Here is a 281-nt window from a genome sequence, read left to right as displayed (position 1 = left end):
GCTGCTGCGCACCATCGGGTTTGCCAACTCCCCCAGCATCCTGCGCGTGCTTGGAGTGATCCCCGGATTGCGTGACATGGTGTTCCTGGTCACCGGAGTCTGGATGCTGGTGGCGACGGTCATCGCGGTGAGGCAGGCGCTGGATTACCGCGGGACTCTCCGGGCCGTGGGCGTCTGCGCCCTGGGGTGGCTCATCCAGGGGATCCTCCTCTTCATCGTGCTCTCCCTGCTGGGCGGCGGAGCGGGGCCGGCGCCGTGAGAAGGATGGGACATTTGAGTCC

Annotated in this window: 1 protein-coding gene; it reads left to right on the top strand. The window is 66.9% G+C overall.

What is annotated here, in order from left to right:
- A partial coding sequence (locus L9G74_RS20250; RefSeq protein WP_238898571.1) for a hypothetical protein occupies nucleotides 1–259 on the top strand: 259 nt, incomplete at its 5' end.
- Nucleotides 260–281: the final 22 nt, after the last annotated feature.

The sequence above is a fragment of the Shewanella electrica genome (assembly GCF_022321485.1).
Taxonomy (GTDB): Bacteria; Pseudomonadota; Gammaproteobacteria; order Enterobacterales; family Shewanellaceae; genus Shewanella; species Shewanella electrica.
Note: the sequence above shows the minus strand (reverse complement) of the source record. Positions and strands in the feature narration are given on the sequence as shown.